Here is a 21,994-nt window from a genome sequence, read left to right as displayed (position 1 = left end):
GGCCTGATGTTTTAAAGTTTGCCGATAAATTGCGGCGGAACGTTTTCAGTTAACCATACGCCGTTGTCCGCCAGATAAAATTGATGCCCTGCCGCAAGCATGGCGACAGTGTCGATGGTCAATACAACCGGCTTGCCGTGTCGGGAGCCGACTTTGACGGCTGTTGCGGCATCGGCAGACAGATGGACAAAATGGCGCGAGGCAGAATGCAGGCCTTGCTCCAAAATAGACGGAACAGAGCGTTCAGCCGTACCGTGATACAAAATCTGTGGAGGCATCGCTACTTTGTGTTCAACTTGAACTTGTGCCGTCGAATGACCTTGCGCAGCACGGATGCGTTTGCCGTCTTCGGAAAGGGTAAACCGTTTTTTATCGTTGTTTTCGACCACTTCCAACAATACTTCGTAGGTCAGCGGATTGCCCGTAAAACCACGCTCAGGATGATTTACCTGCGTCAGCAGGGTATCAATATCTACCCAGCCGTCTTTATCCAAAGTAATGCCGATTTGCTCGGGATGGTGGCGCAAGATAAAGCTGAAGAATTTGCTGATGGATTTTAGTTGTTTTTCGTTTATTATCATAATCTTGTTGTTTAGTCATTTCAGAGCGCTGGCCGTCTGAAAAATTATTTATCCAACCCTTCTTGTACCATCTGAGCTGCGCGCACGACGGCGCGGGCTTTGTTTTGGGTTTCCTGCCATTCGGAGGTTGGGTTGGAATCGGCAACTACGCCTGCGCCGCTTTGGACGAATAGGGTATTGTTTTTAATCACGGCAGTGCGGATGGCAATGGCCAAGTCCATGTCGTTGTTGAAACTCCATACGCCGACTGCGCCGCCGTAGATGCCGCGTTTGCTCGGCTCGACTTCTTCGATGATTTCCATGGCGCGGACTTTGGGAGCGCCGGAAAGTGTGCCCGCCGGGAAAGTGGCGGCAAGGATATCCATGTTGGTCATGCCGTCTTTCAGACGGCCTTCGACGTTGGAGACGATGTGCATCACATGGGAATATTTTTCAATCACCATTTTGTCGGTGACTTTGACTTCGCCGGTTTTACTGATGCGGCCGACGTCGTTGCGTCCTAAGTCAATCAACATGACGTGTTCGGCAATCTCTTTGGCATCGCTCAGCAGGTCTTGTTCGTTGGCGAGGTCTTCGGCTGGTGTTTTGCCGCGCAGGCGTGTGCCGGCGATAGGACGGACGATGACATCATCGCGTTCGCGGCGGACGAGGATTTCGGGCGAAGAGCCGACAATATGGAAATCGCCGAAATCGTAGTAGAACATGTATGGCGATGGGTTCAGCGTACGCAGGGCGCGGTAGAGGGCAAGCGGATTGTCGGTAAATTCCATGCTCATGCGTTGGCTGGGGACAACCTGCATGCAGTCGCCTGCAAAGATGTAGTCTTTGATTTTGTTGACGCAGGCTTTGAAAGGTTCTTCTCCAAATTCGCTGACTGCTTGCGTCTGCTTGCTGCCGAGGGAAAGCGGGATGGCGCAACTTTGGCGTAACTGGGTACGGATGTCTTCAAGACGTTCGCGTGCGCGTTCATAGCCGTTGGCTTGAGACGGATCGGCATAAACAATCAGGTAGATTTTGCCGCTTAGGTTATCCACTACGGCAAGCTCTTGCGAGAGCATCAGGAGGATGTCGGGCGTGCCGAGGGGATCGGCTTTGGCCGTATGTTTCAGGCGGTGAGCAAAATGTTCGAAATTGTAGATGGTTTCATAACCGAAATAGCCGACCAGGCCGCCAGTAAAGCGCGGCAGGCTTGGAATTTCGGGCGTTTTGAAGCGGTTGTGGAAGGCTTCGATAAAGGGTAGGGGATTGCCGTCGTGTTGTTCGACGATTTCGCCGTTTTGATACACGTCAACATGTTTGCCGCTGGTTTTGAGATAGTGGCTGCAAGGCAGGCCGATAAAGGAATAGCGGCCGAAACGTTCGCCACCGACAACGGATTCGAGCAGGTAGGTGAAAGGCTTGTTGGCAAGTTTGAGGTAGATTGAGAGCGGTGTGTCCAAGTCGGCAAGCAGCTTTTGAACGAGTGGAATGCGGTTGTAACCTTGTGCGGCTTGGGCTTGGTATTCTTGTTTGCTGATCATCTTGATAAGTCTTTCAGACGGCCTGTTTTAGGGTGTTAAATCGTGTGAAGAGTATAGCATTTTATTGGGATTGTTGACAGTCTGAGCGTTATGTCAGATATGGAAAACGCCGTCTGAAAAAGACGGCGCGAGGTATCAGGCAATGGTGTTGGCGATTTTGTTTTTCCGGCTTTGTTTCCACTTGAAGACATAAGCGGCAACAACGGGAATCAGGGCGATAATGGATTTGAATGTCCAGCCTGAATACCATGTACCTTCGGGAACATCGCTTGCAAGCCAAGTGAAGTACGGCCACCAGCAGGCAACCAGGCTGCCGAGGAACAGCGGCCAAATATGACGGCTTAAGTTGCGTTGCCATAAAAGGAAACAGATGGCCGCCCAAACGGAAGTCAGTACGGTAATCAGGAGAATGGTGTAGGCATCTGAAATCAGGATGGCGGCAAAGTAGTAGCTGAGTGCGACCCATAATAGGGCAAGTATCAAGACAATGATTTCTTCCGGGCGTTTAAACATATTTTCTCTCTTTTGTAAGACTGACAATGCGTTAATACTATACCCTAAATAAGAAGCGATGATAAGAGTCTTTCAGACGGCCTTGTAGCCGGGTTTGCTATAATGTGCGCAATCAATTTTTTGGAAAGGACAAACCATGACGGCAAACTTTCAAGAAACGTTGAAGGCTTTGGGCAAACAGGCGAAAAAGGAAGCCGCGGAGCGGGAAGCCGAGGCGAAGGCTAAAAAGCAGGTAGAGGATGTAGATTTCAGCAAGGCGGTTGGTAAGGTTACGCCGTTGAAAAATGCCGGCAACTATTATGAACAGCCTCGTGATAAATCTCCGATCAAGCCGCGACCTAAAGAAATGGCGACTTTGGAGCAGGAAGATTATTTTTATGTGGGTAGCGGCGGCTGGGAAGAACCACCGGCTTCGTTCAGTAAAAACGGGCAGGGTAAAAATGATTTGATGCGTTTGCGAAACGGCCATTATCCTGTTGTGGCGGATGTGGATTTGCACGGCTATACGCAGGAAGAAGCGCAGCAGGTATTGAACGAGTTTATTGAGTTTACGAAAAAACGCGGCGTTTGCGGCGAGATTGTCCACGGCAGCGGCTTGGGTTCTGCAGGCTATAAACCGGTTTTGAAAAATATGACGCGCCGCTGGTTGATGCAGCATCCTGATGTGTTGGCTTATGTCGAGCCTCGACAAGGCAATGATGGCGCAGTCAGGATACTGTTGAAGCGCCAACGCCGAGACGATGATTGGAAACAGTAAAATATAAAAAGCAGTGTCGATAAAATGACACTGCTTTTTTATGTTTGTCAGACTAAAAAGATTTCTTTTTGGAAACCGATTCGCAACCTTTGCCATTGGTCATTGTAGTTTTGGAATCTTTGGCAGAATTAATATCAGTGCATTTGTAAGCATTGCCCAAACTATCCATCCAAACGGAAAGGGTATAGCCTGTTTTTGTGGGAATGGCTTTCAAACGATAGGCCCGACTTTTACTGGCATTAATCATTTCAGCAGAGTATTGGTATTTGTCTGCCAAATCTTTATGGCCTTTGTATGAGGAAATAAAATCATCCAATTCATTTTTAATATCATCAGTTTTCCACTTTGGATTTTTAACCATCTGGGTTTTAAAAGCAGAATTGATGGCGACTAACTCGGCATGCGCTTGTGATTGGTAGCCGCGTTCAATGTAGCGGTTGTACGAGGGAATGGCAATGACACTCAGGATGGCTAAGATGGCGACGGCAATCATCATCTCAACCAGCGTAAAGCCTAGTTGTTTGGTAGAGGTGGTATTCATTATATTATTCGCTAGCAACGTAAGACTGAAGAACGACTTGGGTATTGGCATTCTTACCCCATGCCTTGGCAGTAACTCGGTAGGTAATTCGACCCTCTGTCGTTTTACCTAAATATTCGATGATGTAGCGCGGATTATTTACGATGCCGCTTTTTTTATCTAAAGGATATTCCGTACCATTGGCGTCAATACACAGGCTTTTGTCGCATTTGCGCTTCCAAGCATCTACGGTTGGGTTGCCTTCCTCAGTAAAATCGCCATTGGATTTGACGTTTGGTGTGGAACATAAACCTTTTTCACATTTTGCGGTAAAAGTAGTCTTTTTACCTTCAATATCAAAAATTTGATTTTCACCTTCACGCAGTGCCGCTTCGGCTAGGGTGGTTGCCAGTTTACGGTCGGCATCATTGGTGCTGATACGCTGTTCGGTATTGTAGGACTGGGTGGCTGTGACCACGAGCAGGGCGATGACGACCATCATCATTAAGACGATAAACAAAGCATAGCCCTGCTGCCGCTCAGGTTTGATTAGAGTGATCGGTCGGCGCATACGTTTCCTCCGCGGATGGTGGCATTAATATTATAGATATCGACTTTATTGTCTTGTTCTTTTGATGGGTCAATACTGCCGTTATTCAGTACGATTTGGATAGAAGCCGGAGACTTGGCCTCAGCTGAGATATCCAATGCGTTTTTGTAATCAAATGATTCTGTATTCAATCCGCTGGCAGATGCATTTTCAGAATCAGGACATTCTGCATAGATATAGTGGATATCCATGGTTGTAATGCCTTTAATCAACAGCTGCGGATTACTCCATGAACCATCATTTGATAATTGGAAACGGAATAAACCGCTCTCTTCGCCAAGTTTACCGACAGCGTAGGCAATCATTTCATGTTTCATAATGGCAATACTGCCGTCTTGATCAGAGTCGGTAATTTTTAAAGCCAATTTTGCCGCAGCCAAATCTTTAATTTCTGTGTGAGGTTTGGCAATACCGAAGCAGCTGCTGGCAATGGCAGTTTTTGCACCCGAGTCTGCTTTGTCGATACCGTATTGGAACAGCAAGGCTTTGCCAGTTTGAACAAAGCCGGTATAGCTTAATTTATTGATTTCTTTAACCGGTAACAGCTTATTAACACCGGCTGTTTTCAAGGCATATTCATCCGAGCTTTTGTCTTCTATCACTGCAGAGGCAGGAGAATTCGACATATTGAAGCAGCCGAAATTGCCTGCCATACGCGCATCACGGACAATCATATTGGCGGCATTGCGCAAATCTTGTTGGATACTGATACGGGTGTTGGCAGATTTGTTTAATCCGCGTGCAGTAAAGTAGGTGGAGCTAACAGCCATTAAGACGATCATGCTGAGCAGGCTGGCAACCAGAAATTCAAGAATACTGAAACCTCGCATCGCGGTTTTATTGGGAATATGGTTGAGTAAGCGTTTATTGTTCATTGTTAGTCTCTTACGCGTGATTGGTAGGTATAGACAACGTGATGCCCCGATGTGTTGAGATTTTTTGCGCTATTTTCTTCTTCGACATCTTGCAACCATAAAACTTTCACGATGGTCGTGTCGCCTTTGCCATCGCATTTTGCGTTAAACCCATTTTCGTAAGTCGGCTCTGCTCCGGAAGAATCTTTGCAGATGGTTGAGAAGACTTGGGCTTCGGGAAGGGCTTTGGCTAAATCGGCTTTAAACTGTGCAATTTGAGCCTGTGCAAGTTGGGCTTTGGTCATTTTGGCTTCAAATTTTGCAGTTTGTTTAGAGTCGGATTTTAGATAGGTATCATAGGATTTTTTATAACGGGAGGTTTTTTCCCCTGCAGTATCGGTTTCTTCAGAAAGCGTCGGATTAATGAGCATGCCTTCAATCAGATTTTGCGTAATTTGGGCGACTGTGGTTTGATTTTCAGACTCACGTACGTTGGATACGGTACGCAATTGAACAGCCAGAAGGGCGAGTACGCCGATTGCAAGGACAAACATGGCAATCAAAACTTCAATCAGGGTCATACCTGATTGAAGTTTTGAGGTAAAGCTTGTTGAGCTCGTTTTCAGACGGCCTTTAAATGATCTGAGATGAGTAGGATTAGTAATGTTCATAAGATACCGTTGTTATTATTTGGAAGTGTATTCGCACATTTTGCGCTCATCATTTTTAGCACAGATTTCGACATGCCCATTGCCATTAATTAAAAGTACGGTAGCACGGGCTTTCTTGGTTTCAGCATCGGTGGCAGATTTATCTGTCAGGCTGATTTTGATGTGGCCGTCTGAAAATTGATAATCCTTGCCATTAGTTGAATGGCCAAATGTACCATTGGGCAGGAATCTCCACCAGACTTCTTTTGAAGCTGAAGCAGAAAGAGCAGAACGGTCGTTGCCGATAGGGATATAGTCGAAGCTGTAGTCTACTTTGTCGGTATCTCCATTAAGGATAATGGAGCGGATGGATAAATCGACTGTGTCGTTTTGATAGCGTAAGTCTTCGTTTTTATCGGCGTAGGCCAACATACCATTACCGGCATATTTGGAATCGCAACCATTATTGGGCGAGCCATCGGATTTAATTTTAACCGGGCAGATGTAAACGGGAAGATTGAGACGGACGGCCTCATTACGCGCGAAGCGCAGCAGATTGGCAATTTGCTCTGCTTGCGATGCCGCACGTCTGGAGGCAATCCATTGATTCATATTGGGAAGTGCGATGACGGCCATTACTGCTGCAATAGTAATGACGATCAGCAACTCAATTAGGGTGAAGCCTTTTTGTGTCTGATACATGAGTGGTTTTTTGGTAGTAATGTGTTGGGTAACTGACGTTTTCTCTTTTTGCATTTGCTCGTGGCAATGCTTTTGCTTTTATTAGATTTATTTTAAACGATTTTGTAATGCGTGACTAATGAAATATGAAATTCGGTTAATTTTTAAGACAATCTGTCTCAATCTTCCATCAACATGGATTCTGGAACATAGGCAGCATTATCAAATTTGGTAAATTGACCCATCCAAGTGAGGAATACTTTTCCGACGGGACCGTTACGGTGTTTGCCGATAATACATTCCGCTAAGCCTTTTGCGGGTGAATCTGAGTTGTAGTATTCATCACGATACATGAACATAATCAAGTCGGCATCTTGTTCGATTGCGCCGGATTCACGCAAGTCGGACATCATTGGGCGTTTGTCGGTACGTTGTTCAACAGTACGGCTCAACTGCGACAGGGCAATGACGGGGACTTGCAATTCTTTAGCCAATGCTTTGAGGGAGCGGGAAATTTCGCCAAGCTCGGAAGCACGGTTGTCAGAACGGCCGGAACCTGACATTAATTGCAGATAGTCGATGACGATCAAGCTCAATTTACCGTTGAACTGGCGCGCAAGACGACGGGCGCGGGCGCGGAGTTCGAGCGCGGTCAAACCCGGAGTTTCATCGATATACATGGGTGCATCGGAGAGTTTAACGACCGCTTCGTTCAGACGGCCCCAATGTTCGTCTTGCAATCTGCCGGTTTTTAAAACGCTTTGGTCCAAACGTCCGACTGAACCCAGCATACGCATGACCAGCTGCGCACCGCCCATCTCCATCGAAAATACAGCGACAGGTAATTTGTTTTCTACGGCAACGTGTTCCGCAATATTGATCGAAAAGGCAGTTTTACCCATGGAAGGACGGCCTGCGACGATGATCAAATCGCCCGGTTGGAGACCTGATGTTTTTTTGTCAAGGTCGATAAAACCTGTCGATATACCGGTTACTTCATCAGGATTGTCACGCGAATAAAGCATATCGATGCGTTCGACTACTTCTTTCAAAAGGTCGGGCATCTCAAGGAAGCCTTGTTTGGATTTGGCGGTACTTTCGGCAATTTGGAATACTTTGTTTTCCGCCTCGTCCAAAAGCTGGCCTGCATCGCGCCCTTGCGGATTGTATGCGCTGCGTGCAATTTCCGTGCCGACTTCGGCAAGCTGGCGCATGATGGAACGTTCGCGCACGATTTCGGCGTAGCGGCGGATATTCGCAGCAGATGGCGTGTTTTGCGCCAACGTAATCAGATAGTTGAATCCGCCAGCCGCTTCCAATTCTTCATTGCGTTCCAAACTTTCTTGAACGGTAATGATATCGGCCGGGCGGCTTTCATTAATCAGGTTGGCAATTGCACGAAAAATCAGGCGGTGTTCGTGGCGGTAAAAATCCTCGCCGGAAACGACATCGGCAATACGGTCCCAAGCAGAATTTTCCAGCATCAGGCCGCCCAATACGGATTGCTCCGCTTCTGTGGAGTGTGGCGGCAGTGACAATGCGCTGATTTCACGGTCTTCAGACGGCATATCGGAATAATTGCTCATGACGGGCATCTCTGGCTGGAAAATTGCAATCCACTATTATAGCGCAGTGTAAGTTCAATTGGTTTGTTTAGGCTAAAGCAGGTAAAATAGCAATGTTGTCGATTTGACAACACACACTACCAAAATATAAATATCAAGAATTAGGAGCATAAAAATGGAACACAAGCTGCCACAATTGCCTTATGAACTGGATGCGTTGTCCCCTCATCTGACCAAAGAAACTTTGGAGTTTCACTACGGTAAACACCATCAAACTTACATCACCAATTTGAACAATCAAATCAAAGGCACTGAGTTTGAAGAAATGCCTTTGGAAGAAATCGTGAAAAAATCTTCCGGCGGTATGTTCAACAACGCTGCTCAAACTTGGAACCACACTTTCTACTGGCTGGGCTTTACCCCTAAAGGTCAAGGCAAACCTGCCGGCGAATTGGCTGCAGCCATCGACGCCAAATGGGGCAGCTTCGAGAAATTCCAAGAAGCGTTTAATGCTTGCGCGGCCGGTACTTTCGGCTCAGGTTGGGCATGGTTGGTGAAAACGCCTGCCGGTGAATTGGATCTGGTTTCTACTTCCAATGCAGGTACTCCGCTGACTACTGAAAACACTCCGCTGTTGACTTGCGACGTATGGGAACACGCCTACTACATCGACTACCGCAACAGCCGTCCTAACTACCTGAAAGGTTTTTGGGAAATCGTTAACTGGGAAGAAGTTGCCAAACGCTTCGCCGCATAAAACAATATGAATGAAAAGGCCGTCTGAAAAAATTTCAGACGGCCTTTTTGTCGATATGAGTGTGAAAAATGGTTTAGATGAATGTTTTTTCTGTCTGATGCGCAAAATTATCATGGAGCAGAAAAAAGGATAAACGGGAGATTATGCTAAAATATTGTCAACAATTTTTTGATTCCGCATGATATGGAATCAGAGTTTGACACACATACATAAGAGGATTTTATGAAATTTCTAGACCGTGAGGCGACCATTGCCAAACCCGGCTTTAATCGTTGGCTGGTACCGCCTGCCGCTTTGGCCGTGCATCTTGCCATCGGGCAGATATATGCTTATTCCGTATTCAATGCGCCGCTGACCAAGCTTATCGGTATCACCGAGTCGGCTGCAGGAGATTGGAAGCTGACTACGGTCGGTTGGATTTTTAGTATTGCCTTGGCGATGTTGGGTGCGTCAGCGGCTATGTTCGGTACATGGATGGAACGCGTTGGGCCGCGTAAGGCGATGTTTGTTGCTGCCTGCTGCTTTAGCTTGGGCTTTTTTGTGTCGGCGATCGGCGTCCATACGCACAATCTGTTTTTGCTTTATTTGGGCAACGGTGTGATTGGCGGGGTCGGTTTGGGCTTGGGTTATATTGGGCCTGTATCGACACTGATGAAATGGTTTCCCGATAAACCGGGTATGGCGACAGGTTTGGCGATTATGGGCTTTGGTGGCGGCGCGATGTTAGCCTCGCCTTTATCCGTGTCGCTGATGAATTTTTTCTCCAGTGAAACTTCAGTTGGCGTAGCGCAGGCTTTTGTCGTTTTAGGACTATTTTATCTGGTGTTGATGATGTTCGGCGCGTTTACCATCCGCATACCTGCCGATGGCTGGAAACCTAAAGGTTATGTTGCGCCGAAAATCAAAAGCAAATTGGTCAGCAGTAATCACGTCAATGTTTCCGAAGCCATGAAAACACCGCAATTTTGGCTCTTGTTTTGGGTGTTGTGCTTGAATGTGACGGCGGGTATTGGTGTTTTGGGTCAGGCTTCTGTCATGATTCAGGAGCTGTTTTCTGAAGCTTCTGTCGGTAAACAGGCTGCCATTGGCGCAGGTGCGGCGGCCGGTTTTGTGAGTCTGTTGAGCCTGTTTAATATGGGCGGCCGATTTTTGTGGTCCAGCGTGTCCGACAAAATCGGGCGTAAAAATACTTACACTATTTTCTTTGTGCTCGGCTCGCTGTTGTATTTTGCCATTCCGTCTATTGGCGAGAGCGGTAACAAGGTTTTGTTTGTTATTGGATTTTGCGTCATCATTTCCATGTATGGCGGCGGTTTTGCAGCAATTCCGGCGTATTTGAAGGATTTGTTCGGCACTTATCAAGTCGGTGCAATCCACGGCAGGATTTTGCTGGCATGGTCAACTGCGGCCGTTATTGGCCCGGTGTTGGTCAACTATATCCGCCAAAGCCAAATTGAAAGCGGTGTTCCGGCTGCTGAGGCTTATAGCATTACCATGTACATCATGGCAGGTTTGTTGATTGTCGGTTTGTTGTGTAATTTGAGTGTCCGTTCGGTTCATGAAAAGCATCACGAAAAAGACATTAAGGTCGCGGCACATAGCGGCAATCCCGATGATGAAACTGTTGTATCCGATGCCTATCTGATCAGCAAGAAAGTATCAGCCGGCGGTATCGGTGTATGGTGGCGCTGGGCTTTGGTCTGCATTCCTTTGGGCTATGGCGTCATTATGGTGTTTGTTAAAGCATTAAGTTTGTTTAATTGATTGTTGAAAATTAGAGGCCGTCTGAAATGTTTCAGACGGCCTTTTTTCACATGTTGAACAATTAATCTTTTGATACGCTGATGGTATGTTTGATGTGTTTTAAATTCGCAACGATGGTAAAAGTCATCATCACCAGTAACGCCCATGAACTCCATTTGCTGATATGTACCGCTGCCCACGCGCCGATTTGGTTGGGATAGCGCCAAACGCCGAATAAGGTTCCCAAATTCTCTGCCAGCCAAATAAAAAATCCGATCAGGACGAAAGCGAGCAGGAGAGGCATTTTGCGAGTGGTGTCATAGGGCGTGTATAAGACCGTTGTCCGGGCGTATAGGCCGAGAGCAAAAGCTGCAAGATACCAGCGATAGTCGCCGATATAGTGATGGGTGAAGAAATTGATATAAATCGCCAGTGCGCACAAAGTGCCCAACCAATACGGCGGATGGCTTTTGATTTTTAAGTCAAATAGCCGCCATGCTTGAATGATATAGCTGCCGACCGCAGCATACATAAAGCCCGCAAACAGCGGTACGCCGCCAATTTTGGTGTATGCCTCATCCGGATAGCTCCAAGACTGGATATCGCCTGATGTCTTGAACCATTCCAAAGCAAAGCCCACCAAGTGAAACAGCGTAATCGATTTCACTTCATCCCAAGTTTCCAGCTTGAAATACAGCATGGCTGCTTGTACGGAAACAGCAAAAATCAGCAGCAGATCGTAGCGCGAAATCCCCAACCAGCCTGTTTTCGGAACGAGGAACATGGCAATGAAAAACAAGCCTGCAAATAAGCAGGCTCGCGCTTCTTTTAAACCGAAAAACCAAAATTCAACAATAAAGCGTCGCCAACCACGCAAATCCTTGCGTTTGGGATGCTCAGTCAGCCAAGTATCCAGTTTGCCCAACATATTTTCAGACGGCCTCTTTATCTTGAAAATGTTTTAGGCAGATTGAATCGGAATAACGCGGTTTTGCTTACGTTTTGCGCCACCTTCGCAGTAGTTGGTTTTGACATAATCTTCAACGATTTGTAAAAACTCGGCAGCGATATTGTCGCCTTTGAGGGTAACTTTTCGTTCGCCGTCTACATAAACCGGCGCAACCGGTGTTTCGCCTGTACCTGGCAGGCTGATACCGATATCGGCAAGTTTGCTTTCACCCGGACCATTTACCACGCAACCCATTACGGCGACGTTCAATGATTCAACGCCTGGATATTCAGTGCGCCAAACAGCCATTTTTTGGCGTAAATAGTTTTGTACGTCTTGAGCCAACTCTTGGAATACGGTACTGGTGGTACGGCCGCAACCCGGGCAGGCTGTAACCATTGGCGTAAAGGAGCGCAAGCCCATGGTTTGCAGGATTTCTTGACCGACAATGACTTCTTGTGTGCGTGGGGAGCCGGGTTCGGGCGTAAGGGAAATTCGAATGGTGTCGCCGATGCCTTCTTGCAACAATACGGACAAAGCTGCAGTGGAAGCCACAATGCCCTTGCTGCCCATGCCTGCTTCAGTCAGACCGAGATGGAGCGGGTAACGGCAACGGCTGCCTAATTCGCGGTAAACCTGAATCAAGTCTTGTACGGCGCTGACCTTGCACGACAAAATAATTTTGTCTTCAGGCAAGCCTAAAGCCACGGCTTTTTCTGCCGATTCCAGCGCCGAAACAATCAAAGCCTCTTTCATGATTTCTTCAGGCGGCTTGGGTGTAGCAGAAGCTAGGTTGGCATCCATCATGCGCTTGGCAAGGCTTTGATCAAGCGAACCCCAGTTCACACCGATGCGTACGGCTTTATTGTTTTCTGCGGCAGTACGAATCATGAAGGCAAATTTCTCATCGCCTTTTGCACCTTTGCCGACATTACCCGGGTTAATCCGATATTTGGCCAAGGCTTTTCCGCACTCAGGAAATTCAGCCAATAAGCGTTCGCCATTAAAATGGAAATCACCAATCAGGGGAGTGGTGTAGCCCATATCGTCTAATCGGCTGCGTATTTCGGCTACTTTGGAAGCCGCTTCAGGAGTATTGACTGTGATGCGGACCATTTCCGAGCCGGCATCGCTCAATTCTTTGATCTGTTGAGCAGTTGCTGCGGCATCTGCCGTATCCGTATTGGTCATGGATTGAACAAGAACGGGTGCATCGGAGCCGATGATGAGGTGGTCAATTTTGACTTGATGTGTCTGACGGCGTTTAGGTGTGGTCATTTTAGTTTTTTCCTGCAACAAAAGAGGCGGATTTTTCACCGGCAACACGGTATTTCAAAGGTTCGATAGACGTGCCGCCGTAATTGGCTTCCGATCCGGCTGCAATACCAATCCAAACATTGTAAGGCGCGCCACCTCTCAGACGTTGTTCGCTTCCGGCCGGAACGATACGGCTGAATACTACTTTTCCATCTTTGTCTGTAATAATCAGATTGCTTCGGTATTGGACTTTAATCCAAAGTTCGTTTTTCTCAACTTTGACGGCAGGCTTCTCTTCTTGTACGACGGCAGAAGCTTCAGAAGCTGCTTGATCATTAGCCACTTCAGGCTTATTGGTAATTTCTTTTTTACCGTCTTCCGTCATTTCGCTAACGGCAACATTATCCGTTTTTAAGGCAGGCGTTTTCATCGTATCAGCAACATCTTTGCTGTTTTGAATATTTGCCTGTTCATTTTCAAAACTGGATTTGCTTTGCCAAAAGTAAACGCCGCCTACAGCTAAAGCCAGTGCGGCTATCCCCAATATCCATTTTGGGAAACCTTGCTTTTCAGTGTCTTGGTAGCTTAAGCCGGTGTTGGCACTGCGTGTTACCGCGTATACATGGTCTTCAAGTTGCGGAGTAATGGAGAGCAAATGTTTGGCGATGGTTTGTTCATCTATTTTCAGAAATCGTGCATATGAACGCAAATAGCCTGAAACAAAGACTAAACCGGGAAAGCCTGAATATTCCCCTTTTTCCAAAGCATCAATTTGTTCGGCAGACAGTTTCAAACGTGAAGCAACATCTTGAATATCGATTTTGGCATCAGTTCTGTGTTTGCGTAATTCATCCCCCAATGTTTTGGCGGCTTGTGTGTCGTAGCTAATTTTATCGTTATTTTCCATTTAGTGGCCCGTTGTGACAGTTTGTAGTTCGTCTGAATAGGGGAAGTTTGCCCTAAGTTGGGCTTCGTATTCGTATGCGGCGTGTTTATTGCCCAAGGCGGTAGCCAAACGCCAGCCTAAAAGCAAATCGTCAGCCTGCAGGACATCAACTTTGCTTTGGTATTGGCGGAAATAATAGTCGGCATCGTTCAGATTGCCTGCCATCATTTTGGTTCGGGCAAGTTCTTTGAAAGCAGGGAAGAATTGCGGATTCGCTGCTAAAGACCTTTCCAAATAGGCTTGGGCTAAAGAGTATTGGCCTAACCTTGCACTGCAAATGCCTTTATTCATGTTGGCAATAAAGGGACTTGGGTAGGTTGGGTCGGCCAGTGCTTTGTCAAAATAAGCCAAAGAATCGGCTGGTGCATTCATTTGATTGCACAAGAACCAACCGTAGTTGTTGTTAACTTCCGCACTATCAGGTTTTAAAGACAACGCTTTAAGAAAGCTTTCTTGAGCTTTGTCTTTGACTTTCAAATACTGATAAATCTCGGCACGTACCAACCAAGCAAGGTCATTTTTTGAATTGAACTTAAGCGCCTCTTCGATACTTTCAGTAGCTTGGCGGTAGTTTTGGCCACGCATATATTCCACAGCCAGTTGAGTTTTGATATTAGAAACTTGAATGGCACGTTCTTTAGGGCTTGGGCCGGAAGAGGACGCACAGGCTGAAAGAGTCAGTGCGGTAAGTAACGCGAATCCGAACTTGATTTTCATAATTAACCTTATTGTTCGACCAAAATCTGTTGCCATTTTTGTTGGCGGCGTGTTTTATCTTGTACTTGTCCGGCCAGTTGTCCGCAAGCGGCATCGATATCGTCGCCACGGGTTTTGCGAACAGTAACGACAAAGCCGGCTTGTTGCAGAATATCGCGGAAGACACGGATATTTTCATTGGTAGAACGTTCGTAGCCGGAATTTGGGAAAGGATTGAACGGAATCAGATTGAATTTACATGGTACGTCTTTAACCAATTCAATCAATTCACGCGCATGTTGTGCTTTATCGTTGATACCGTCGAGCATAACGTATTCAAAGGTAATAAAGTCACGGGGTGCTTTGACCAAATAACGTTGACAGGCCGCCATCAATTCTTTAAGCGGGTATTTTTTGTTGAGGGGAACAATCTGATCGCGCACTTCATCGTTGGATGCGTGTAAAGATACAGCCAAAGCAACAGGCATTGCATCACGCAGTCTGTCCATTTGTGGAACCATGCCCGAAGTGGAAACAGTCACGCGGCGGCGGCTCAAGCCGTAGCCGTGATCATCCAACATAATACTCAAGGCAGTGACAACATTATCAAAGTTTGCCATAGGCTCGCCCATACCCATCATCACCACGTTGGAGATAACGCGTTCGTTTTTAGGGGTAACGCCCATGGCTTTATTGGCCCACCAAAGCTGGCCGATAATTTCAGCGGCAGTCAGGTTGCGGTTGAAACCTTGTCGTCCGGTAGAGCAGAAGGTGCATTCCAATGCGCAACCGACTTGGGAAGAGATACACAAAGTACCGCGTTCGGCTTCGGGAATGAAGACGGTTTCTACACCGTTGCCAGTACCGACATCCAGCAACCATTTGCGTGTACCGTCCGTAGATTCTTGTGCCATCATTAATTTAGGCACTTCGATTGTGGCTTGTTCATTCAACTTAGCGCGTAATGATTTGGCTAAGTCAGTCATTTCTTCAAAGTTTTGAGCACCCGCTTGATGCATCCAACGCATTACCTGCTTGGCGCGAAAAGGTTTTTCGCCCATTTCGGCAAAGTGTTGCGTCAGTCCGTTTAAATCATAATTCAGTAGATTGGTTTTCATGTATTTTTATGTTTCTCAGTAAAGCTTTTAAAGCAAAGGGGCTTATTGTGCAACTTTGCTTTAAAAGCCTTTGTGTTTTCAGACGGCCTTTAATTTGTAGGACATACAAAGCAGTTTTGCCGTCCGATATGAATCGGACGGCCGTAGAGCGGCTACAGGCTTTTACTCTTAGCGTGGGCAGATTTCGCTTTGGCTGAAGAAGTAAGCAATTTCAATCGTAGCATTTTCAACGCTGTCAGAACCATGTACGGCATTAACACTGACAGATTCTGCAAAGTCGGCACGGATTGTGCCAGGAGCTGCATCGGCTGGATTGGTTGCGCCCATCAATTCACGATTTTTGGCAACGGCGTTTTCACCTTCTAATACTTGAATCATAACAGGATTGCGAGTCATGAATTTAACTAAGTCTTCATAAAAAGGGCGATCTTTATGTACGGCATAAAACTCTTTTGCTTCACGCTCAGAGAGATGTTTCATTTTCGCCGCAATAATGCGCAAGCCGTTTTCTTCAAAGCGGCTATAAATCTTGCCGATGACGTTTTTTTCTACTGCATCGGGTTTGATGATGGAAATCGTACGTTCGATGGCCATGTTATGTCCTTGTTTTTATTGATAGGTAAGTTGTCGCAGCCAAGAGGCAAGGGAAGTGTATTCTACCAAATTTCGCCCCTTTTTGGGAAAGGCATTATTTGCTTAAAGTCAGGTGTGGTTGTTCCAAATAGACTTCGGATTGCATTTCGATCATACGGCTGGCTGTACGGGTAAATTCTTCGGCGAAATCGCCTTCGACATAAATATCGTTTACGCCAACTGCGCTGGTAGCGCACAATTTCACACGGAAATCGTATAAAACGTCAATTAACCATGTCAGACGGCGTGCTTCTGCTTTTTCTTGCGGGGTTAGGCGTTCTAATCCTGAAAGGAAAACCATCTCGTAATGTTCGGCTAAATACAAATAGTCAGCTTGTGAGCGCGGGCCAAAACATAATGCGCGGAAATCAAACCAGATGGCGCGTTCTGATTGGGCTTTATGAGGAATTTCCCGTCCATGAATAATGCTGATGCCTGGGTTTAATTCAGAGATTCCGCTCATTTCTTTAAATAAAGCAGCCAGTTTTTGCTCGTTTTCTTCATTATTGGGGACAAAGAAAATTTCGGCAGGACGCAGTGTACGCAAGCGGTAATCTTCGCCGCCATCCACATTTAAAACGGTCAGGTTGGACTCGATAAGGGCGATGGTTGGGAGAAAGCTGCTGCGGTTTTGGCCTTGAGGATAGAGTTCGGATGGGGCGTAGTTGGAAGTGGCTACCAAGACTACACCTTCACTCAACAGGTTTTCCAGCAAACGGCCTAGAATCATGGCATCGGCAATATCGCTGACGTGGAACTCGTCAAAACATAATACGCGTGTTTCTTTGGCAATTTCTGTTGCAACGGCTTTTAAGGGATTGGCTTCGCTTTTCAAGACTTTAAGGCGTTGATGGATTTCGGCCATGAAGGCATGGAAATGCACGCGACGCTTACGACGATAAGGGAGACAGCCGAAAAAAGCATCCATCAAAAAGCTTTTACCGCGTCCTACGCCGCCATAAAAATAGAGTCCTTTAGGTACTTGGGGGGAGCGCAAGCTACGGCCGAGAAAACGGTTGCGTTTGCGTTTAAACATCATCAGCTCAGTCCACAAGCGATCCAAATATTCAATGGCTCGCGCTTGGGCTTCATCGCGGATGAAGTTGGGCTGCTCGGCTGCAGCTTGATACCAAGTCAATGGGCTGTGGTTTTCAAATGGAGGTGGTGTGAATAGTTGGTCTCTATTGCTCATGTGTAACCTTTATTATGCTTTACTGGCGATAGTTGAAACATCATCCGCAATAGTTTGGACAGTAGTTGGAATGATGTTTTCATTACAGAATAGTCGGTCTATTATAAATGATTTCAGACGGCCTGCGTTTTTTGCACAAGCATTGTAGTAAATATAGTTGAAATAGTGTGTAATTAAGGTATGCGTGAAAAGAGCCGGCTTTGGTATTTCTTGAGAAAACAAAAAAACGCCGCATTTCTGCGGCGTTTTGCTACTAAGTATTAATGAGCACTTTCTTGCAATGCCAAGTCTACACGCTCACGCAACTCTTTACCCGGTTTGAAGTGAGGAACATGCTTTTCAGGCACTTCCACGCGTTCGCCGGTTTTTGGGTTGCGCCCGATACGGGCAGGGCGGTGGTTCAAGTCGAAGCTGCCGAAGCCGCGGATTTCGATACGTTGTCCACGAGCCAGTGAGCGGGTCATGGTATCAACCAAGACTTTTACACTGTATTCGACATCTTTAGCCAGCAGCTGGTTGCCATTTTTTTCGGCAAACACTTCTGCAAGGCGAACCATCAATTCAGACTTCGTCATGTCTGCAACCTTATTCTTGGTCGCCGGACAGTTTGGCTTTCAGCAAGTCGCCCAGGCTGGTAGTACCGGCATTGGCAGTTGCAGCGGCGTTAACTGAATTCAGCGCTTCGCGGTTTTCTTTAGCGTCTTTCGCTTTAACAGACAGACGGATGCTGCGGTTTTTGCGGTCAACGGTAACGATAACGGCTTCAACTTCGTCGCCTTCTTTCAGTTTGGTAGTCAGGTCTTCAACGCGGTCAGCAGCGAATTCAGAAGCAGGCAGGTAGCCTTCAACTTCTTCAGACAGAGCAACTACGGCACCTTTGGCGTCAACAGATTTCACAGAACCTTTAACCAAAGAACCTTTGTCGTTTACGCTGATGAAGTTGCCGAACGGATCACCTTCCAGTTGTTTGATACCCAAAGAGATGCGTTCTTTTTCAACGTCGATGGCCAATACAACGGCTTCAACTTCTTCGCCTTTTTTGTATTTGCGTACAGCTTCTTCGCCGGCTTCAGTCCAAGACAGGTCAGACAAGTGAACCAGACCGTCGATACCGCCAGGCAGACCTACGAATACGCCGAAGTCAGTGATAGATTTAACTGCGCCGGAGATTTTGTCGCCTTTGTTGTGGTTGGCGGCAAACTCTTCCCAAGGGTTAGCTTGGCATTGTTTCATACCCAAAGAGATACGGCGGCGGTCTTCGTCGATTTCCAGGATCATTACTTCAACTTCGTCACCCAGTTGAACAACTTTGCTTGGGTGTACGTTTTTGTTGGTCCAATCCATTTCGGAAACGTGTACCAAGCCTTCGATGCCTTGTTCGATTTCAACGAATGCACCGTAGTCAGTAAGGTTGGATACTTTACCGAACAGGCGGGTACCTTGTGGGTAACGACGGGTCAGGCCGCTCCAAGGATCTTCGCCCAGTTGTTTCATACCCAGGGAAACGCGTTGTTTGTCTTGGTCGAATTTCAGGACTTTGGCTTCTACTTCTTGGCCAACTTCCAAAACTTCGCTTGGGTGTTTCACACGGCGCCATGCCAAGTCGGTGATGTGCAACAGACCGTCGATACCGCCCAAGTCAACGAATGCACCGTAATCGGTGATGTTTTTAACGATACCTTTGATAACTGAACCTTCTTGCAGGTTTTCCAGCAAGGCTTTGCGTTCTTCGCCCAAAGTAGCTTCCAGAACAGCGCGGCGGGACACAACAACGTTGTTGCGTTTTTTGTCCAGTTTGATCACTTTGAATTCAATTTCTTTGCCTTCGAAGTGAGAAGTGTCTTTTACAGGACGTACGTCAACCAAAGAACCCGGCAGGAATGCGCGGATGCTGTTGATCATAACAGTCAGACCACCCTTGACTTTGCCATTGATAACGCCGGACAGGATGTCGCCGTTTTCCATAGCTTCTTCCAAAGCGATCCAGTCGGCAGCGCGTTTGGCTTTTTCGCGGGACAGTTTGGTTTCGCCGAAGCCGTTTTCAACAGATTCGATGGTAACGGTAACGAAATCGCCAACTTTAACTTCAATCTCGCCCTGAGCGTTTTTGAATTCAGCAACATCAATCAGAGATTCTGATTTCAGACCTGCGTTAACGGTAACGAAGTTTTGATCGATGCCGACTACTTCGGCAGTAATCACTTCACCTGGGTTCATCTCTTGCAGGGTAAAGCTTTCTTCCAGCAGCTGGGCAAAATTTTCCATAGTCATATATACTCTTTTCGGTACACCGCCAAGGGGTGCGGGTTAGGTTTGAAATGACCTGCCGTCCTTGGCGCGGCAGGTTGGGAAATGTTTTCAGACGGCCTTGTTATAGGGTTAACAGGCCGTCTGAAATGAAAACTTCGCGATTATACTCCAAATTTTAAACTTTATGATACCAATCAAGCACTTTTTTTACAGCTTCTTCGATAGAAAGGTTATCGGTAACTAAAAGCAGGGCGTCGGGCAGCTGTTTCAACGGAGCAACAGGGCGGCGGCGGTCTGCTTCGTCGCGCGCTTCAATGTCCGACAAAATACGCTCGAATGCAACGCCTTCGCATGGGATACCGAGTTGTTTGGCACGGCGTTGGGCGCGGACATTGGCACTTGCGGTCAGGAAAATTTTTAATGCGGCATCAGGGAAAATAACCGAGCCGATATCGCGGCCGTCGGCGACCAAACCTTTTTCGGTTAAGAAGTCGCGTTGGCGCTGCAAAAGGGCGGTACGCACTTTAGGCAACTGCGCGACGGCAGATGCGCCCATGCCGATGGCTTCGGTACGGATTTGCTCGGATACATCTTCGCCGTTTAATAATACGGCGCTGCCTTCAAATTGTGCGGGCAAGGTTTCTGCCAGTGTGCTGACCGCATCTTCATCTGTCCAGGCAACATTTCGTTTTTGTGCGTAAAGCGCGGTCAGGCGGTAAAGCGCACCGGAGTCTAGATAAAGAAAGCCCAAGGCTTCGGCTACGCGTGAGGCAACCGTCCCTTTGCCGGATGCGCTGGGGCCGTCGATGGCGATGACTTTTTGCTTGAGGCTCATGTGTTCTCCTGAATGCGATAGGTATTTGACTTAACCGTTTATTATACGTTGCTTTGGCCGTCTGAAAACGAAAATTTTTGTGTGATTTAGATTTGAGGGAAAAGTGGCTCGGCCTTATCGGGTATAATGGCCAAAATCATAATTTAACCGCTTTGTCTGATTGTTCGGGCCGTCTGAAACAACGGGTCGGGAACGGTCTTAGAATTTAGAAACATTATGTTACAAACCGATAATCTTACTTCTGCACAACCTCAGCGCATTATCACTGCTCAAAATATTTCCGCTCAGGAAGAATTGCTTGAACGCGCTTTACGTCCGAAAACTCTAGACGACTATATCGGACAGGATAAAGCAAAAGAGCAGTTGGCTATTTTTATTCAGGCGGCAAAAAAACGTGGTGAAGCGCTTGACCACACTTTGTTGTTTGGTCCTCCGGGTTTGGGCAAAACTACTTTGGCACACATTATTGCCAAAGAGTTAGGCGTTAATTTGCGCCAAACCAGCGGCCCGGTTTTGGAACGTGCCGGCGACCTTGCAGCCTTGTTGACCAATCTCGAGCCGCATGATGTGCTGTTTATCGATGAAATCCACCGTTTAAGCCCTGTGGTTGAAGAAATCCTTTATCCTGCGCTTGAGGATTATCAGTTGGACATCATGATAGGCGAAGGGCCGGCTGCACGTTCGGTCAAAATAGATTTGCCGCCGTTTACATTGGTGGGGGCGACGACCCGTGCCGGTATGTTGACCAATCCGTTGCGCGACCGTTTCGGTATCGTATCCCGATTGGAGTTTTATCAGAATAAAGACTTGGCGACTATTGTTGCCCGTTCTGCTCAACTATTGCAGTTGGAAATGGGTGAGGAGGGTGCGATGGAAGTAGCCAAGCGCAGCCGTGGTACGCCGCGTATTGCCAACCGCCTCTTGCGACGTGTGCGTGATTACGCCGATGTGAAAAACAATGGCGTCATTGATGCGGAAATTGCCGATGCTGCCTTAAGCATGCTGGATGTGGACGGTCAGGGTTTGGATGTGATGGACAGGAAATTCCTTGAGGCGATTCTGCACAAATTCAGCGGCGGCCCTGTCGGTTTGGAAAACGTGGCTGCTGCGATTGGCGAATCGACCGATACCATCGAAGATGTGATTGAACCATATCTGATTCAGCAGGGCTTTTTGCAGCGTACACCGCGCGGACGCGTGGCAACCGAACGAGCCTATCTGCATTTCGGCTTGAAGGTTCAAGAATAATGATGGGGGCCGTCTGAAAACTGCTTTCAGACGGCCTGATACTTTCAATTTCATATGATTATCGGTAAATATCTGCCGATAATCGGTTAAAATGTCTCCCTTTTCTTTTTTGAAGTTTC

23 protein-coding genes are annotated in these 21,994 nt (G+C 47.1%); 4 read left to right on the top strand and 19 right to left on the bottom strand.

Annotation, left to right across the window (positions count from 1 at the left end):
* Positions 1–11: 11 nt before the first annotated feature.
* From ACTHSX_RS06060 to ACTHSX_RS06050, 3 genes are all read right to left on the bottom strand, one after another.
* The gene (locus ACTHSX_RS06060) at positions 12–581 is read right to left on the bottom strand and encodes an RNA 2'-phosphotransferase (protein WP_440377101.1); all 570 of its coding nucleotides are present in this window, start codon (positions 579–581) and stop codon (positions 12–14) included.
* A gap of 44 nt (positions 582–625) precedes the next feature.
* Positions 626–2,101: an anthranilate synthase component I gene (gene trpE / locus ACTHSX_RS06055; protein WP_440377100.1), complete on the bottom strand. Its 1,476-nt coding sequence runs from the start codon at positions 2,099–2,101 to the stop codon at positions 626–628.
* A 135-nt stretch (positions 2,102–2,236) separates the two neighbouring features.
* Positions 2,237–2,614, bottom strand: a complete 378-nt coding sequence (locus ACTHSX_RS06050) for a hypothetical protein (protein WP_440377099.1) — start codon at positions 2,612–2,614, stop codon at positions 2,237–2,239.
* Between the two features lie 136 nt (positions 2,615–2,750).
* Here ACTHSX_RS06050 and ACTHSX_RS06045 point away from each other — a divergent pair, with 136 nt between their 5' ends.
* Positions 2,751–3,371: a Smr/MutS family protein gene (locus tag ACTHSX_RS06045; RefSeq protein WP_070632886.1), complete on the top strand. Its 621-nt coding sequence runs from the start codon at positions 2,751–2,753 to the stop codon at positions 3,369–3,371.
* A gap of 52 nt (positions 3,372–3,423) precedes the next feature.
* Here ACTHSX_RS06045 and ACTHSX_RS06040 read toward each other — a convergent pair whose 3' ends face one another.
* The 6 genes from ACTHSX_RS06040 to dnaB form a co-directional block, all read right to left on the bottom strand.
* Positions 3,424–3,912, bottom strand: a complete 489-nt coding sequence (locus ACTHSX_RS06040; RefSeq protein WP_440377098.1) for a PilX family type IV pilin — start codon at positions 3,910–3,912, stop codon at positions 3,424–3,426.
* A 4-nt stretch (positions 3,913–3,916) separates the two neighbouring features.
* Positions 3,917–4,462, bottom strand: coding sequence for a pilus assembly PilX family protein (locus tag ACTHSX_RS06035; RefSeq protein WP_250589841.1), 546 nt, complete (start codon positions 4,460–4,462; stop codon positions 3,917–3,919).
* Entirely contained in the window at positions 4,441–5,376 is a 936-nt protein-coding gene (locus tag ACTHSX_RS06030; protein ID WP_314597103.1) for a pilus assembly protein PilW, read from the bottom strand. The genes ACTHSX_RS06035 and ACTHSX_RS06030 overlap by 22 nt, the downstream gene beginning before the upstream one ends.
* Positions 5,377–5,378: 2 nt before the next feature.
* Positions 5,379–6,026 carry a type IV pilus modification protein PilV gene (pilV, locus tag ACTHSX_RS06025; RefSeq protein ID WP_314597105.1) on the bottom strand — a complete coding sequence of 216 codons (648 nt, stop codon included), beginning with the start codon at positions 6,024–6,026 and terminating at the stop codon, positions 5,379–5,381.
* A gap of 15 nt (positions 6,027–6,041) precedes the next feature.
* The gene (locus tag ACTHSX_RS06020; RefSeq protein WP_314597107.1) at positions 6,042–6,707 is read right to left on the bottom strand and encodes a Tfp pilus assembly protein FimT/FimU; all 666 of its coding nucleotides are present in this window, start codon (positions 6,705–6,707) and stop codon (positions 6,042–6,044) included.
* Positions 6,708–6,865: 158 nt separating this feature from the next.
* On the bottom strand, positions 6,866–8,272 hold the full coding sequence (dnaB, locus tag ACTHSX_RS06015; protein ID WP_440377097.1) for a replicative DNA helicase: 1,407 nt from the start codon (positions 8,270–8,272) through the stop codon (positions 6,866–6,868).
* Between the two features lie 154 nt (positions 8,273–8,426).
* Here dnaB and ACTHSX_RS06010 point away from each other — a divergent pair, with 154 nt between their 5' ends.
* Together ACTHSX_RS06010 and ACTHSX_RS06005 are read left to right on the top strand one after the other, a co-directional pair.
* A complete protein-coding gene (locus ACTHSX_RS06010) occupies positions 8,427–9,008 on the top strand; it encodes a superoxide dismutase (RefSeq protein ID WP_440377096.1) in 582 nt (193 codons plus the stop codon).
* A 222-nt stretch (positions 9,009–9,230) separates the two neighbouring features.
* The gene (locus tag ACTHSX_RS06005) at positions 9,231–10,772 is read left to right on the top strand and encodes an L-lactate MFS transporter (RefSeq protein ID WP_440377095.1); all 1,542 of its coding nucleotides are present in this window, start codon (positions 9,231–9,233) and stop codon (positions 10,770–10,772) included.
* A gap of 61 nt (positions 10,773–10,833) precedes the next feature.
* On the opposite strand, the gene ACTHSX_RS06000 is transcribed toward ACTHSX_RS06005, so the two are convergent.
* The 10 genes from ACTHSX_RS06000 to cmk all read right to left on the bottom strand — a co-directional run bounded on the left by ACTHSX_RS06000 (position 10,834) and on the right by cmk (position 20,627).
* Positions 10,834–11,679, bottom strand: a complete 846-nt coding sequence (locus ACTHSX_RS06000; protein ID WP_440377094.1) for a DUF817 domain-containing protein — start codon at positions 11,677–11,679, stop codon at positions 10,834–10,836.
* Positions 11,680–11,712: 33 nt separating this feature from the next.
* Positions 11,713–12,978: a flavodoxin-dependent (E)-4-hydroxy-3-methylbut-2-enyl-diphosphate synthase gene (gene ispG, locus ACTHSX_RS05995; RefSeq protein ID WP_295863038.1), complete on the bottom strand. Its 1,266-nt coding sequence runs from the start codon at positions 12,976–12,978 to the stop codon at positions 11,713–11,715.
* Between the two features lies 1 nt (position 12,979).
* Positions 12,980–13,864 carry a helix-turn-helix domain-containing protein gene (locus ACTHSX_RS05990; RefSeq protein ID WP_440377093.1) on the bottom strand — a complete coding sequence of 295 codons (885 nt, stop codon included), beginning with the start codon at positions 13,862–13,864 and terminating at the stop codon, positions 12,980–12,982.
* Positions 13,865–14,620, bottom strand: coding sequence for a type IV pilus biogenesis/stability protein PilW (gene pilW, locus ACTHSX_RS05985; protein WP_254321887.1), 756 nt, complete (start codon positions 14,618–14,620; stop codon positions 13,865–13,867).
* 8 nt (positions 14,621–14,628) lie between these two features.
* Positions 14,629–15,717, bottom strand: a complete 1,089-nt coding sequence (gene rlmN, locus ACTHSX_RS05980) for a 23S rRNA (adenine(2503)-C(2))-methyltransferase RlmN (RefSeq protein WP_003683577.1) — start codon at positions 15,715–15,717, stop codon at positions 14,629–14,631.
* A 168-nt stretch (positions 15,718–15,885) separates the two neighbouring features.
* Positions 15,886–16,311, bottom strand: a complete 426-nt coding sequence (ndk, locus tag ACTHSX_RS05975) for a nucleoside-diphosphate kinase (RefSeq protein WP_440377092.1) — start codon at positions 16,309–16,311, stop codon at positions 15,886–15,888.
* Positions 16,312–16,405: 94 nt separating this feature from the next.
* Positions 16,406–17,542, bottom strand: a complete 1,137-nt coding sequence (gene zapE, locus ACTHSX_RS05970; RefSeq protein ID WP_049333700.1) for a cell division protein ZapE — start codon at positions 17,540–17,542, stop codon at positions 16,406–16,408.
* 260 nt (positions 17,543–17,802) lie between these two features.
* Entirely contained in the window at positions 17,803–18,117 is a 315-nt protein-coding gene (locus ACTHSX_RS05965) for an integration host factor subunit beta (protein WP_003678992.1), read from the bottom strand.
* A gap of 10 nt (positions 18,118–18,127) precedes the next feature.
* Positions 18,128–19,813: a 30S ribosomal protein S1 gene (rpsA, locus tag ACTHSX_RS05960; protein ID WP_003678994.1), complete on the bottom strand. Its 1,686-nt coding sequence runs from the start codon at positions 19,811–19,813 to the stop codon at positions 18,128–18,130.
* A 154-nt stretch (positions 19,814–19,967) separates the two neighbouring features.
* Positions 19,968–20,627, bottom strand: coding sequence for a (d)CMP kinase (cmk, locus tag ACTHSX_RS05955; RefSeq protein ID WP_440377091.1), 660 nt, complete (start codon positions 20,625–20,627; stop codon positions 19,968–19,970).
* 216 nt (positions 20,628–20,843) lie between these two features.
* On the opposite strand from cmk, the gene ruvB reads away from it, so the two are divergent.
* Positions 20,844–21,875 (top strand): Holliday junction branch migration DNA helicase RuvB, encoded by a 1,032-nt coding sequence (ruvB, locus tag ACTHSX_RS05950; RefSeq protein ID WP_070712754.1) that lies wholly within the window; start codon positions 20,844–20,846, stop codon positions 21,873–21,875.
* Positions 21,876–21,994: the final 119 nt, after the last annotated feature.

This window comes from Neisseria sp. P0014.S002 (assembly GCF_051958295.1).
In the GTDB taxonomy this organism is placed as follows: Bacteria; Pseudomonadota; Gammaproteobacteria; order Burkholderiales; family Neisseriaceae; genus Neisseria; species Neisseria flavescens_B.
The sequence above is the reverse complement of the archived record's forward strand: the minus strand, read 5'-3'. Positions and strand labels throughout refer to the sequence as shown.